Below are 14,930 nucleotides of genomic sequence, written 5' to 3' on the forward strand. Positions count from 1 at the left end.
TCCGTCTGATTATTCTGCTTTAGCATGTAGCCATAATAACGCGGTGCGCTCGTCATGAAATGTTTTAATTTCACCGGAAATAAACCAGCTTCCAACTTTAGCTGCCAAGTCTTGCCAGTCTTTATGTCCAACAATGGCTATTTTACTAAATTGCGCTCCATGTTTGAGGCCAAGCTTAAAATCGTCCCATGCCGCTCTTAGCTCCCAGCCCTGAAACTGACTGATATCGGCCAGCACTTTAACATCGGCATTGGGCACTTGTTTTATCGCTGCCTCGAGCATGGGAGTGATCAACTCATAATCTTGGTGGGTTAATTTACCCGTGGCGGTTAAGGTCATAAATATTTGTTGGTCGATACGATCAATACCGATGGCTAGACCATGTTTTTGGGTTGGTTTGTTACTCATTGGGACCTCGTTTTACTGGTAGTTTAATGTTAAGCATAGTGCGCTTTGAGTGTTTGGCGCTGTGATTTAGTGTTGTTGTATTTGTGACATTTTAGCTCGTAGCGCTGTTCAGTAACTATACTAAGCAATATGACTAGAGGGGAAGTGACAGTGAAAAACGACACCGTACTCAGTGCGTTACAGGTTAAGCAAGCGGAACAAGCATGGGCAAACCAGCATGGCGGCGAGACCTGGCCGCTAATGGTTTGTGCCAGTGAAAGTTTTGTGCGCCACTTTTTCCCCTCTATTTATCAACAAGGGAAACACAGCCCCTTACCTAAGATAACTATAGTGGTGGGTTGCGGCAATAACGGTGGTGATGGTTATTACATTGGTAAGCTGTTATTGGACGCAGGTGTTAATGTTAGCTTGATTGCCCCATTTGGTGCGCCCAAGGCTGGGATTGATGCAGAGCGTGCGGCGCAATGTTTTCGCGATGCAGGTGGCAGGGTGCTGTCTGAATTGCCTGAAACCTTAGATGATAACTCAGCGCATGTCGCCATTGACGCCTTGTTTGGCAGTGGCCTATCAAGCACCTTAAGTTCACAGTGTATTCATTGGGTGCAACAGATAAATAGCCAGTTTGCGACCATTTATTCGGTTGATGTTCCCAGTGGATTAGATGCTGATACGGGACAAGCCATGCCCGTTGCTGTTAATGCGAGTGCCACTCGTAGCTTTATTGCTTGGAAGCCTGGTTTACTTACTGGTGATGGGCCTGCTTATTGTGGTCAGCTAACACTCGATAATTTAGGCATCACATCGACAGGTGACTGGAAGAAAAACTCTGCCGTAGTGCTACCAAATCGTTTTGGTAATACTTACAAGAGTAAATATGGCGAGGTCAGCGTTGTAGGTGGTCATCAGAATATGGCCGGAGCTGCGTTGATAGCCACTCAAGCCGCATTGAATGCTGGGGCGGGCAGAGTGTATATCCATTGTGACCCTCGTTATTTTGCTGCTAGCGTATCGCATCGACCAGAAATTATGTTGTTAGATCATATCGATCTTCATGACAGTCAATCCGTTTGGGTAATAGGTCCCGGTTTAGGGCGTGATTTAAATGCCACTCAAGTACTGAAACCTTTTGTGTACCCCGATCACCATTCAACAACTTGGCGTGGGGTGCTTGACGCAGATGCACTTAGATATATCGCAAAGGTAGCTAATTTTAATGCAACCAATTGGGTGTTAACGCCCCATGAAGGTGAAGCAGCTGATTTACTCGACTGGTCGATTGACTGCGTGCAACAAGATAGGGCAGCAGCGGCATTGGCGTTAAGCTTAAAGTATCAAACTGTGGTGGTGCTAAAAGGCGCGGGCACATTAGTATGTAAGGGGAAAAAGCTAATATTCTGCCACGTCGGTTCACCAGCCATGGCCACCGCAGGTATGGGCGATTGCTTAGCGGGAATAATAGGCGCTTTAATGGCGCAAGGCTTATCTGCGTTTGATGCAGCAGTTGCTGGGGTGAATTGGCACGCGAGTCTTGGTTTCGCCCTTGCCAAAACACAACGAGTGGTGCTTGCGAGCGATATTGTAGCAAAGCTTAAAAATAAGGTTTAACGGGTAAAGCTAGCAGAGAGTCAGTGCACGACTTATGCACAAATGGTTTAGCGGCACTCCTCATGATGGTGCAGCCTTGTCTGTGATTTTTTAAAAGTCTATATAAATCAAAAGGTAGTATTTTGGCTTAAATATTGCTCCATGTTCTAAATATGGCTAATTTTTGTTGCACTATATTTGGGAGAGAACAGATGCAAGATACGCTAACAGTGGTTTTAGCTGGTGGAATGGGTTCGAGACTGAGCCCATTGACCGATGATCGTGCCAAACCCGCAGTGCCATTCGGCGGTAAATACCGGATTATTGATTTTACTCTGACCAACTGTTTGCATTCTGGCTTGCGCCGAATTTTGGTGTTGACCCAGTACAAATCACATTCATTGCAAAAACACTTACGCGACGCTTGGTCTATTTTTAATCCTGAACTGGGTGAATACATTACCGTGGTCCCGCCGCAAATGCGTAAAGGTGGTAAATGGTATGAAGGCACAGCCGATGCCATTTATCATAACTTGTGGTTGCTTTCACGCAGTGGTGCTAAGTATGTGGTGGTGCTGTCTGGCGATCATATCTACCGAATGGATTACGCGCCAATGCTTGAAGAGCACAAAGCGAATAACGCAGAGTTGACCATTGCCTGTATGGAGGTTGCAAAAGAAGAAGCAAAAGAGTTTGGCGTGATGGCGATAGATAACCAGCAGCGCATCGTGTCATTTGTTGAGAAACCTAGCAATCCACCGACCATGCCCAACGATCCCGATCGTAGCCTTGCATCAATGGGAGTTTATATTTTTAACATCAGCACGTTAACTCAAGCTTTGATAGAAGATGCAGAGAATCATCATTCTAGTCATGATTTTGGCAAAGATATCATTCCAAAACTGATTGATCGAGAGAGTGTTTATGCTTATCAATTTGGCAATGATAAAGGCAGGGTCGCGAAAGATTGTTATTGGCGTGATGTTGGAACCATAGATTCATTTTATGAAGCCAATATGGACTTACTTGAGCCCGTGCCCCCCTTGAACTTATATCAACCCGACTGGCCTGTACGCACCTTTGAAGTGCAATTTCCGCCAGCGCGAACGGTTTCTTCTGATACGGGTAACGAAGGTATTTTTATTAACTCAATTATCGCCAATGGCGTGGTTAATTCTGGAGCTTCAGTGCAACGGTCGGTTATTTCAACCAACGTTAGGATCAACGATGGTGCAACCATAGTTGACAGTATTCTATTTGATGGGGTGCGGGTAGGTAAGGGGTGTCAGCTTGCGAATTGTATTATCGATAAGCATGTTGATATTCCCGCCAACACTCAAATTGGTATTAATAAAGCGGAAGACGCTAAGCGATTTAACATTTCAGAAAAAGGGGTGGTGGTGGTACCAGAAAGCTATCAGTTTGAAGAAGTTTAGCTATTTTAACAAAGGTGAAACTGTTGCAGCCTTTTTTCGTCAAGGCAACTTGTGCGGGTAGGGCTGTAAACCCGATGCGCTTAACAAAACGACTGCGTTTTAGAAACCTTTAAGCAACATACCCGCAAACAACTTAGTTATGTTCTAAAACATTCTCGTTCATACGGCTGAGCGTGAGTGTGATAAATTCTTCAACTTATTGACTTTTATATATTTTATATTTTATTGCCCGGTGGGTCACAGACTTATTTCGCTAAAAACGTCATGATGTTTTTTGTGGGTATTCTATCAGGGGGTAAGAAATGAAATGTAAACTGATGCTGTTAAGTAGTGCCATCGTGTTAGCTGCATGTGGTGGCGGTGGAGGAGGGAATGCGACCTCTACGCTCACAGAAATTGCTGGTCTAGAATACAGTGAGATTACCAGCACGCAAATGAGTTCAGACAATACCGATATAAAGCCTATTATCGATCGCGTTAAAGATTATGATTTAGTGAGCTTAGGCGAGCCATCTCATAATGGCTCTGTCGTGCATTTTATTAAAAGTCGAATTTTGCAAGGGTTGCATCAGGAAGGAAAACTCGATCTTGTTGTATTTGAGGCGGGTTTTTATGATGGACTGGTGGCTTGGGAGCAATACTTAACGGGCAAACAACCTTTAATTGAAGCCATCACAGGGCCTCATGCAAACTTTATGTATATGCAGCGGCATAGTAAAGGTGTATCGCAAATTGTTAATTATATTAACGATCTTGACCAAGTGAATTCGCCGTTGATACTGGCGGGGTTTGATTCAAGAATAAACAGTGATCCTGCTTGCCTCGTTAAAGAAGGTGACGTAACTAGTATTATGTTACAAGAGCTTGACCAGTATTTGACGGACAGCAGCTTATCAGTAGACAACTTAATGGATGTTTACACTATTGCGCCAGTGATGATGTGCTCATGGCACAACCCGGATGTGACCTACAACCATAATCAAGCTTTACATCAACAACTCATGTCTGCCCTAGTCGCCCTTGAAAAGGTACTTGAACAACAAGCTAAACTGGAAGTCATCCCGGAGTATGATCCGACAACACCAAGAAATTTTCGCCAATATGCCAGTTTTTGGCTGCAAGTTGTTAAAGGTATGCAAGGGCACGCTCAAATGCAGGTCAATGATTTAGATTATGCTAAGGCTGATGTTCGCTCTGCAGATAACTTACGTTGGCTTCGAGATGTCTGGTTTAAGACTCGCGGACAGACTGCTATCTGGTCGCACAATATTCATATTACTAAAGTTGAGCATACGGTGCCGCAAGCACTGGTAAAACAGCAACCTGAATTGACTAGTTATGTAATGGGCGTGATAGATAATGGCGGCATGTATGCGCCTTACGTTCCGCAATATGAAACTTGGGCAGAGGATGCATTTGCTATAAGTCGTGATAAAGACACGGTCAACTATTTGCTAGGCTCTGCAGGGATCCCCAATGCGTTCATAGACTTCAATGAAACGAACAGTTCAAACCTGATATTTTCTGGCAAGTTTAAATTAGCTTTTCACGGTGGCGCTGCGCAATATGTTACACCTGCGGAGATCATGGATGGCATGCTCTTTATTCCAGTAGAAGAAGCAACTGTTTCTCGTTATTGAAGTGGGGCACAGCGAGGTAAAGTAATAAAGTAGCGCCCAACAGGGCGCCACTTTGGGTTAAATTAAATGCGTTATTTATTCAAATTCAACCAGTTTTTTCTCAAAATCGGCATGTTGCGCTTTAACCACTTCGTTAGGCTCAGCAGTGGCTAAACTTACGCCAATAATGGCCAGTGTTGAAAAGATAACCCCAGGAACAATCTCGTATACGTCAAACCAACCACCAGTAAGTTGTTTCCATATCACGATCGTTACCCCGCCAATGATGATCCCTGCCAACGCACCATTACGGTTCATGCGACGCCAGTACAAACTTAACACCAGTGCAGGACCAAATGCCGCGCCAAAACCTGCCCAAGCATAAGAGACTAAACCTAATACTGAACTATCGGGAGACATGGCTAAAGCCAGTGCAATTAAAGAGATAAGGATCACCGCGAAGCGGCCAACTTTAACAATCTCTTCAGTAGACGCATTTTGTTTAACCACTTGTTTGTAAAAGTCTTCCGCAAGTGCAGAAGAAGAAACTAGTAATTGTGAATCCGCGGTACTCATGATGGCGGCCAAAATTGCGGCAAGTAAAATACCTGCAATCACTGGATGGAACATGGCGTTAACCAGTATCATGAATATTTTTTCGCCATCGGCTAGCTCGATAGTGCCTGAGTTAACATACACCAAGCCCACTAAACCAACGAGTAACGCACCTGTCATTGAAAGCGCGGTCCAAATGACAGCAATACGACGTGCAACGACTAAATCTTTGTTAGTGCGAGTGGCTTGAAAACGCGCCAAAATATGCGGCTGACCAAAATAACCTAGGCCCCAAGCGACCAGTGAGATGATTGCAATAGCACTGAGAGGCTCGCCTTTGACGTCGTTCCAAAGGGTGAGCAATTCAGGGTTAATGGCAGATAAGTCATTGGACAGTTGGCCAAAGCCACCATCTAACGCCGCAATAGGCACTATCAATAGTGCGGCTGACATCAACAAGCCTTGCACTAAATCGGTCCAAGATACGGCTAAAAAGCCACCAAACAAGGTATAGGACACCACGCAAGCCGTGCCAATAATAACGGCAATGCTGTAATCTAAACCGAAAACGGTTTCAAACAATTTCCCACCTGCTACTAAGCCTGAACTGGTGTAGAACAAGAAAAAGAGCAAAATGAAAAAAGCAGAAATGGTTTGAATCAGCTTCGATGTATCATTAAAGCGACGCGAAAAGAAATCGGGCAACGTGATTGAGTCAGTCGTAATACTGTAAGTGCGCAAGCGCTTGGCATTCACCAGCCAGTTAGCCCATGTGCCAAGTAACAAGCCACCTGCTAGCCAAAATGCTTCAATACCGGCGGCATAGGCGTAACCGGGTAAGCCCAGTAACAGCCAGCCACTCATATCGGAGGCCCCGGCAGAGAGTGCGGCAGGCCAAGGCCCTAAGCGGCGGCCACCTAAAAAATAATCACTTGAGTTTGATGTGCGCATATAGGCAATCGCACCAATGGCTAGCATCATTATCAGGTAGGCGATAAAGGTTGCCGTGATTGCAAAACTATTTTCTATCATTCGATAGTCCTCATTATGGTTAGTTGCTTTCCGTGCCCCAAGAACTCAATTTTAAACAGCTTGGTGTAAACCTCTGTTTTAAAAATCATACTTGGGCATTTACTCAGGCAGTTTAATCACGCCCGAGTAACCAAGAAAACTAGTGGGCAGCGCTACCAAGCTCAAGCAAGGTTGCATTGCCGCCCACCGCGGTTATGTTGATAGTGCGCGTGCGCTCAGTAATAAAGCGTAGCGCCAAGAGTGGATCGTGAGCGAGGGACATCGCTGGCAGATCCGTTTCGGATACTAAGCCGACGATAACACCGTCGCGCTTAGCCAGTTGCAAGTTGAGGCTTAATTCAACCTGTGATGATCCTATGTAACCTGCACTGCGAATATCACAACCTAGTAAAACCGGATAGGCGTCGAAAGCGATAATGTGCAGTAAATGCGCAGGTAATTGAGCTTGCTGCATGGCATTGTTAACAGCGTTATTAAATGTAATATCGTCACTGCATAGCAGTACAGCATTGCCAGCCAACATGGCAGCACTGAGCATCGCCATCATACTTTGCTGAGCTTGCTGGTAATGGTCGGTATTGTCTAAAATGAGCAGGGCAACACCGCGCCCAGCGGTATAGAGTTCATTGGTTTCACCCGTTGGGCCGATTAAGCGATGAGGCTGGGCTAACCATTTTTTACCTTGCTCAAGTTGATATTGACAAACCTTAGCCAAGGTTGCGTTACCTTGCTGTAAAGCCGCACTAAAAGCCTGTAATTGTGACAACTTATGGTCAAATGGGGCTAAGTTCCATTGCTCCCAAGCTTGCTGGGCATCGGTAAAACGTGTCACGTGATTGATCATGATATTGCTCCTTATGCCTTGGCTTCGCTAATGATTTGCTGCTCGGTTATGTGCTGTTCCGTGAAGCGATACAAGTAATGTGGGCCTCCGGCTTTGGGCCCTGTACCGGATAGGCCTTGCCCACCGAAAGGCTGTACCCCAACTACCGCGCCTACTTGATCGCGGTTGATGTAACAGTTGCCGACTCGTGCGTGTTGCTCAATCCAGCGGTAGGTGGTTTCGTTACGGCTGTGTATCCCCATGGTTAAACCAAAGCCTGTTTGATTGATTCGTTCAACCACTTGGGCTAGCTCGCTGGCTTTAAAGCGTACTATGTGCAGTATTGGGCCAAAATGCTCTTGGGTTAAGCAACTGATATCGTCAATTTCAAAGGCTGTTGGTGGCACAAAATCACCTTCAGCGCAGGCATTATTCAATGGTAGTTGGGCTACTTTACGCTGGGTTTGGCTCATGTGCTCAATGTGAGTAAGCAGTTTTTGTTTGGCGTTGCTATCAATCACTGGGCCTACGTCAGTTTGATGTAAATAGGGTAGGCCGACGTTGAGTTCTTCCATCGCTCCTTTGATCAGCGTAATGACGCGCTCAGCAATGTCTTGTTGTATAAATAGTACGCGCAGCGCGGAGCAGCGCTGACCGGCGGAAGCAAATGCACTGCGAATAACATCGCGTACCACTTGCTCTGGTAGCGCGGTACTGTCGACGATCATGGCATTTTGGCCACCCGTTTCAGCAATAAATGGCACTGGCTTCGCGGTGCGGCTGGCAAGAGAGATATTAATGCGCTGGGCGGTGGGGGTAGAGCCAGTAAATGCCACGCCAGCAATAGCGGGGTGACTCGTAAGGGCATGACCGATATCTGTACCGCGCCCCGGTAGGTATTGAATGACGCCAGCAGGAAAGCCAGCCTCAGCCATTAAGTCAACAGCGCGCGCGGCAATTAAACTGGTTTGCTCGGCAGGTTTAGCAACCACTGTATTACCCGCTACTAATGCCGCACTGATTTGACCAAGGAAGATAGCCAAAGGGAAGTTCCATGGGCTAATACAGACAAATACTCCGCGACCTTGACGTGTGCTGGTACGGGTAACGCCATCAAAACTCGTTAAGGTTTGCGGTGTTAGCTGCTGGGCTTGTTTGGCGTAGTAGCGGCAAAAATCCACGGCTTCACGTACTTCATCAATGCTGTCGTGAATGGTTTTACCGGCTTCTTGATGGCAAAGCGCAGTAAACTCTGCCAAATGTTGTTCCAGTAAGTCTGCCAGTTTTTCCAACATGGCTGCTTTTTCAGTCACTGGCGTCTGCTGCCAAGCAGGAAAGGCGGCTTCTGCTCCGGAGATGGCGGCGGTCACATGCTCTTGGCTAGCAAAGGCGACACTGCCGACTTGAATCCGGCGATCATAAGGAGCCGTAATGGTTTCAATATGAACGTCATTGGTTTGGAATAACTGATCAAACAGTGCCACACCATTAATGACCGGCCCTGCTGTCCATTGCTTGCTGAGTAAGTGATGGACTTGAGACTCAAATGGCTCGGCTTCACTGATAATATCGACATTGATACCCAGTGAGTTGGCGCGATCAGGGAACACTTGTCCTGGTAACGGGATCTGAGTGTTATTGAAGCTGTCATAGCTTGTCAGCATATCTACAGGATGCTGTGTTAAGGTGTCGATGGGACAACGTGCATCCACCAAGCGATGCACAAAAGAACTATTGGCGCCATTTTCAAGTAATCGGCGCACTAAGTAAGGCAGTAAGTCTTTATGGCTACCAACTGGAGCGTAAATACGCACAGATTGTTGATAAGCTGCCATGGCGTGGTTATAAAGGGCTTCGCCCATGCCGTGTAAGCGCTGAAACTCAAAATCTTTATGATTAGCCATGACCGCAATGGCGCTGACGGTTTGCGCATTATGGCTGGCAAACTGTGGAAAAATATTGCCACGCACAAGATCGCTTAACAAAAATCGAGCACAGGCTAAATACGCTACATCAGTTGCTTCTTTACGGGTGTAAACAGGGTAATTGGCATAGCCCGCTTGTTGCGACCATTTAATTTCACTGTCCCAATAGGCCCCTTTGACTAACCGTAGCGGGATCACATCCCCTTGCTCTTTAGCTAACGCGTTGAGCCAAACTAAAACAGGTAAAGCACGCTTAGAATAGGCTTGGATCACCAAACCAAACTTACCCCAGCCTTTGACCACATCACTGCGATATAGCTTTTCAAATAGTTGCAGTGACAACTCTAACCGATCGGCTTCCTCGGCATCGATGGTGATCGCAACATCTAGTTCAACGGCGCGGCGCAGTAATTGACTAAGGGTTTCATAAAGCTCAGTAAGAACTCGGGCTTTGTTCGCCACTTCATAACGCGGATGTAATGCCGATAGCTTTATGGACACCGACGGTGCAGGGCTGGTTTTACTGGTGTATTGATCTTTGCCAACGGCTTCAATGGCGGTTAAGTAATCCTGATAGTATTTCTTGGCGTCTGCGCTGGTTAACGCTGCTTCTCCAAGCATATCAAATGAATAGGTGAAGCCTTTGTCTCGCATTGGGCGACCTTTGTGCTGCGCCTCATTAATATTGCGACCAAGCACAAATTGATGGCCCATCACCTTCATGGCTTGATGCATGGCTTGCCGGATCACTGGCTCAGACAGTTTGTTCACTAACTTATTGAGTGCTTGGGTGGGACTTTGTGGTGCCGGATTGCCAAGACCAATGACTTTGCCTGTTAGCATTAAGCCCCAAGTTGAAGCGTTAACAAAAACTGAGTCTGAATGGGCCAAATGCGATTGCCAATCAGCAACGCTGAGCTTGTCTTTAATCAGCGCATCAGCAGTCGCTGAGTCGGGAATACGCATTAAGGCCTCGGCCAAACACATGAGTAAAATGCCTTCTTGGGTGTCTAAGCTGTATTCCAGTAGCAGAGCATCGATCATTTGGATTGCGTTTTTATCGGCGCGAATAGCTTTGATGAGCTGGCTGGTTTTATCGGCGATTTGCGCTTTTTCTGCGGCCGAAGGGGTTGCTAAGGGTAACAGCTCAGTTAGCCATTGGGTTTCATCCACCATATATAATGGCGAAATCAGCGACCAAAGTTGGTCAAGAGGTTGCTCATGAAACGCTGCTTTTAACACATCCGTGGCAGTAAACATGCCTTCTCCTTTGATTTCACTATCGACTCGTTTAATAAACAAACCGAGAAAATTACAATGGCTGTCAGTGTATTTTGGGTGGCAGAGTATTACTTGTCAAAAACTACGGTGTATTTGTCTGAAAGTACATTGATTAACAAAATTTAAACATAGTCACTAATTTAAAATTAACATTATATTTTGACATTTGTTAGCTAGCTGGGACTATATTGTTTTTTATACTGCGAAGGAGAGATACCCAAAGCACGTGTAAAGCGATGAGTGAAAGAACTTTGACTTGAAAAACCGACCAGTTCGGATATTTGGCTTAAATTTAAGTGACCTTGGTTAATGAGTTTTTTGGCTAAATCAATACGTTTGTTCAATACGTATTGATGAGGTGTAATCCCCATTTGTTCTTTAAACATGAGATGAAACTGGCTTTCACCTAAGAACACACTGCCCGCTAATTGAGCAATGGAAATTTTATGACTAAGGTGTTGATTTATGTAACGGTCAAGGGTTTCTAAGTCAAAGCGCGACTCTTTTTTCCCGGTTTGAAATGCACTGATGTGGCGTTGTAATAAAGCGATAACGGTATCGTTACAAGCGCGGCTGAGCAATAAGTCATCAGGGTTAGATTGCATTTCTTGCACTAACATTTGGATTAATTTTTGGATTTGCGCATCGAGCTGAAAATAAGTGTCGCAGTGAGCTAATTGATTGATTTTTTGTAGCATTAAGGGATCGTGCCGTTGTGGTGTCGGCAAGTTTAAAACCAATATATCCGATTGGCAGGCAATGCCGCCAAATGCGTGGTCAGAGCATGCCACTACGACACAACCTTGCCCTGGACCAACGATGTTACCACGGCCAGCCACTTCAAATTCTACTTGTCCTTTAAGGCCAATAACCACTTGTGTGTATTGGTGATCATGGCAATTTTTATAACTAGGTAGCGTTATAATTTCAGCAGGCCGAGGTAATGGAATAGAGTTAGTTAGTGATTTTGAATCGGGCATAGACGAACCGTTAGGCATAAATGTTGTAGTGAGTATAACTAAAATACCGACAGGGCACAGTGATAGCGACAAATGTTCTCGACTCAAAGATAAATCAAATACATGATAACGGCTCATGACTATCAAGGAGTAACCAATATGTTGACCAAAGAAAATTTGATTGGCCGTTGGCAACTTATCGCTGCTGAAATGACCATTGCCGATAAAATGACGGATAGCTTTGATCCTAACCGTGAGATGATCAAACATTTTACGGAATCGGGTCATTTTTACTTTTATTCTAAAACTGCCGACCGCGTTCCATTTAGCGCAAGTGTGACAGATGAAGAGCGCTTAGCAGCGAGTAAAACCTTAGATACAGGTGGAGGACGCTTTACTTTAGAGGGCGAAACCTACACCGAGTGGGTTGAATTTTGTAGTTACCCCAATTATGAGGGCAAAGCCATTAGCTTCTCTCTCTCCTTGGACGGCGACACACTGACCCAGCAAGGCCCTTATCCACTGCGTATGCTTGGTTTTGCTGAGCAAGACGGTTACGTTAAGGAAGTGTATAAAAGAATTGAAAAGTAACCGATAATTAGACCTTTATTTAGGCTGAGATGGCGGGGAGGACACTTGTCGTTTGAAATGAGCATGATTGGAATTGCGTTGCTGGTGGTAATCGGCATTTTATTGCACCATCCATCCAAAACCCTAGGGATCCCTTCGCTATTAATTTTTATGGTAGTGGGCTTAGCTTTTGGTAACGGCGAATTTGACTTTACTTATGACAACATAGTGCTTAGCTCGTTGATTGGCGGCATGGCTTTGAATGTGATTGTATTTGTTGGTGGCCTAAACACGTCAACCAAAAGTATTAGGGTGGCTTGGCGTGAGGGGGGCACTTTGTCGAGTTTAGGGGTGTTGTTCACTACATTAATTTTTGCAGTGATCTTGTATTATTTGCTCGATTTCGATCTCTTAACTTGCTTATTATTTGCTGCAGTGGTTTCTTCAACTGATGCGGCTGCAGTATTTTCAATTCTTCAATCTAAGCAATTAAAGCTAAAAGAAAATACTGATACCGTGTTGGAATTTGAGTCGGCAACTAACGACCCCGTGGCATTGTTAATGGTCATCCTATTAACGGACTTAATTGTGAATAGCACTGGCGTTAGCCCTAGCTTTGCCAGTATTGGTTTAATGTTAACCCAGCAAGTACTGGTCGGGGCGGGATTAGGTTTTGCGCTTGGCAAATCAGCCGTTTGGGTACTGAACAAAATAGAACTAGACGAAGTAGGATTGATCCCTGTTTATATCTTGGCCTGCTTTCTTATTGTTGTTTATAGCAATGAATTGTTGGGGGGCAATGTGCTAGTCGCGGTATATGTGGCTGGGGTCATTGTGGGTAATGAATTATTGCGGGGCCATGAAATCAGTAAACATTTTTATAACAGCCTCTCTTGGTTGGCGCAGTCGTTAATGTTTGTTGTATTAGGATTGCAAATATTCCCGCAAAACCTCGTTGAAGTATTCTGGCTGTCAGTTCTACCTGCAATTTTACTCATATTTGTTGCTAGACCCCTTGCGGTTCAGCTGTGCTATTTGCCTTTTGTTAACGCCAGTTGGAAAAAGCGTATATTTATCTCGGCGATTGGTTTAAAGGGGGCTACTCCGATAGTTTTTGCTCTGATCCCTGCAACCGCAGGCGTACCTGGTGCAATAGAAATGATGCACATGGTGTTTTTTATCGTGTTGTTCTCGGTCTTTATTCAAGGCGGTGCAATTGAACCATTGGCAAGGAAATTGGGTTTAGTCAAACAATAATCAGCTTACTTTCAGACCTGAATAAGGTTTATTAAAGCGCATTCGATGAGCTGTTTACGATATGGCTAAATGGCAATTTATCGCCACTTAGTTTAACTTTTAGCCTGGTTGGCCGATACTCTATGATAGGCTCACAACAGATGGGATAGCACGAGATGGCGATAAATCTTAATGCTAGTAAGAGTTATGACACTCGCGCAAGCACGGCGTTGACTAAGCAGGAAGAGCCGCTGCCAAAAGCTGATCTGCCAACACGTGAACTAGCGGGAGGTTTAGTCGCGCAGGGTGACAAAATTACCCTGTCAGATGAAGCGAAAGAGCGTTACGCTAATCAACAACAAGAGCATCTCGAACAACAAAAACAACAGGCTCTTGAACAAGCCAAAAACTTGTTACTTAATCGCGGAAAAGAAAGCGAGAGCACGAGCGGCTTGTCTCGGGAAGAGCAGTTTCGAGAAGCGCAAATAAAACAAATAAAAGAACAAATTAAAGAAGCGAAATCTGAGCTACAAAAATTAGCTTATAAACATACCGAAGCGGCGGATAAAAAACGTAGCATGCTGCATATGTCAGTGGTAATGATGACAGGACAGTTACTAGAGCTGATGCGTAAAAAAATTGAAGACGCCCCCAGTAAATAGTACAGCATAGGCCTCATTACTCTTGGCTGGTATGAGTAATGAGGTGGTAACAAGCATTTTACTGCCAGCTGAATGTTCCGTCATATTCACTGCAGTTTGTTACTGAATTAGCAGCATCAGAAATATAAATTTGCTGTGTCTCTGAAACATCATAGGTCAAATACTCAGAGCATTTCGCACTCTGTCCGTTGCCGACAACGACTTTTGTACCCGGCTTAAGAGTGCAGCGAACGAGTTTATCTAATGGCGACCATTGGTAGCATATTTCATAATTTGAGCGGTAAGTCGATACTTTCCCATTGGGTTTATCAAACGCCCACCATTGGCCAAATTGGCTGTTTGGATTGGTACTATTCCACGCTCTAAATAGCACAACTTCAGTGGCCTGACGGCTTTTGTAAACTTGTCCTTGGCACAACTTACCTTGTTCTGGTTCGCCTAGTGCACTCTCTAACAGAGCTTGATCTTCAATCGCTTCAAAATTGGCGGCAATATTTGTAGGTAAGGCGACACTTCCTTTGCATTCTGTCGGTAGATGAGTGGATGTGCTTTCTTGGCTAGGCGTCAAGCTTGAACACCCGGTTAAACTCATAAACAACAAACTTGGTAATAGGATTCTCATTCAATACTCCGATGTTTAATAACATTTTTAGCTTATGAGGCTTGTTTCATTCTGCGATAGGTGTTTGCAATGTTAGGTTGCAAAACACTTACCTAACTAAAGCCCAGATGGTTAACATTCATAATCATCTAACTTTATTGACATAATTAACGATAGCTTCAGGTCAAAGTCAATGTAAACCTTACGTGTTTAACACCAGCCAGCTCATCTATACCCAA

At 44.9% G+C, this 14,930-nt stretch carries 12 protein-coding genes; 6 read left to right on the top strand and 6 right to left on the bottom strand.

The features are described 5' to 3' along the window. Window positions 1-9: 9 nt before the first annotated feature. Complete coding sequence (locus Q4519_RS16420; RefSeq protein WP_232801349.1) at window positions 10-408, bottom strand: STAS/SEC14 domain-containing protein; 399 nt, start codon at window positions 406-408, stop codon at window positions 10-12. A 150-nt stretch (window positions 409-558) separates the two neighbouring features. On the opposite strand from Q4519_RS16420, the gene Q4519_RS16425 reads away from it, so the two are divergent. The 3 genes from Q4519_RS16425 (at window position 559) to Q4519_RS16435 (ending at window position 5,068) form a co-directional block, all read left to right on the top strand. After that, the gene (locus Q4519_RS16425; RefSeq protein ID WP_303514103.1) at window positions 559-2,013 is read left to right on the top strand and encodes an NAD(P)H-hydrate dehydratase; all 1,455 of its coding nucleotides are present in this window, start codon (window positions 559-561) and stop codon (window positions 2,011-2,013) included. Window positions 2,014-2,204: 191 nt separating this feature from the next. Beyond that, window positions 2,205-3,428, top strand: a complete 1,224-nt coding sequence (glgC, locus tag Q4519_RS16430; protein ID WP_232801347.1) for a glucose-1-phosphate adenylyltransferase — start codon at window positions 2,205-2,207, stop codon at window positions 3,426-3,428. Between the two features lie 302 nt (window positions 3,429-3,730). Continuing rightward, window positions 3,731-5,068 (top strand): erythromycin esterase family protein, encoded by a 1,338-nt coding sequence (locus Q4519_RS16435; protein ID WP_303514105.1) that lies wholly within the window; start codon window positions 3,731-3,733, stop codon window positions 5,066-5,068. Window positions 5,069-5,143: 75 nt separating this feature from the next. Here Q4519_RS16435 and putP read toward each other — a convergent pair whose 3' ends face one another. From putP to Q4519_RS16455, 4 genes are all read right to left on the bottom strand, one after another. Then, entirely contained in the window at window positions 5,144-6,634 is a 1,491-nt protein-coding gene (putP, locus tag Q4519_RS16440; protein WP_303514108.1) for a sodium/proline symporter PutP, read from the bottom strand. A gap of 139 nt (window positions 6,635-6,773) precedes the next feature. Continuing rightward, window positions 6,774-7,478, bottom strand: coding sequence for a hypothetical protein (locus tag Q4519_RS16445; RefSeq protein WP_303514110.1), 705 nt, complete (start codon window positions 7,476-7,478; stop codon window positions 6,774-6,776). 11 nt (window positions 7,479-7,489) lie between these two features. Next, window positions 7,490-10,642, bottom strand: a complete 3,153-nt coding sequence (gene putA, locus Q4519_RS16450; protein ID WP_303514112.1) for a bifunctional proline dehydrogenase/L-glutamate gamma-semialdehyde dehydrogenase PutA — start codon at window positions 10,640-10,642, stop codon at window positions 7,490-7,492. A gap of 194 nt (window positions 10,643-10,836) precedes the next feature. After that, window positions 10,837-11,760: an AraC family transcriptional regulator gene (locus Q4519_RS16455; protein ID WP_303514115.1), complete on the bottom strand. Its 924-nt coding sequence runs from the start codon at window positions 11,758-11,760 to the stop codon at window positions 10,837-10,839. 21 nt (window positions 11,761-11,781) lie between these two features. Here Q4519_RS16455 and Q4519_RS16460 point away from each other — a divergent pair, with 21 nt between their 5' ends. The 3 genes from Q4519_RS16460 to Q4519_RS16470 all read left to right on the top strand — a co-directional run bounded on the left by Q4519_RS16460 (window position 11,782) and on the right by Q4519_RS16470 (window position 14,090). Further along, window positions 11,782-12,213: a lipocalin-like domain-containing protein gene (locus Q4519_RS16460; RefSeq protein WP_232801341.1), complete on the top strand. Its 432-nt coding sequence runs from the start codon at window positions 11,782-11,784 to the stop codon at window positions 12,211-12,213. A 45-nt stretch (window positions 12,214-12,258) separates the two neighbouring features. Next, window positions 12,259-13,449, top strand: coding sequence for a potassium/proton antiporter (locus Q4519_RS16465; protein ID WP_232801340.1), 1,191 nt, complete (start codon window positions 12,259-12,261; stop codon window positions 13,447-13,449). Window positions 13,450-13,604: 155 nt separating this feature from the next. Beyond that, complete coding sequence (locus tag Q4519_RS16470) at window positions 13,605-14,090, top strand: hypothetical protein (RefSeq protein ID WP_303514117.1); 486 nt, start codon at window positions 13,605-13,607, stop codon at window positions 14,088-14,090. 58 nt (window positions 14,091-14,148) lie between these two features. Here Q4519_RS16470 and Q4519_RS16475 read toward each other — a convergent pair whose 3' ends face one another. Further along, complete coding sequence (locus Q4519_RS16475; protein WP_303514120.1) at window positions 14,149-14,712, bottom strand: hypothetical protein; 564 nt, start codon at window positions 14,710-14,712, stop codon at window positions 14,149-14,151. Window positions 14,713-14,930: the final 218 nt, after the last annotated feature.

This window comes from Motilimonas sp. 1_MG-2023, from assembly GCF_030547455.1.
Taxonomy (GTDB): Bacteria; Pseudomonadota; Gammaproteobacteria; order Enterobacterales; family CBDFNC01; genus Motilimonas.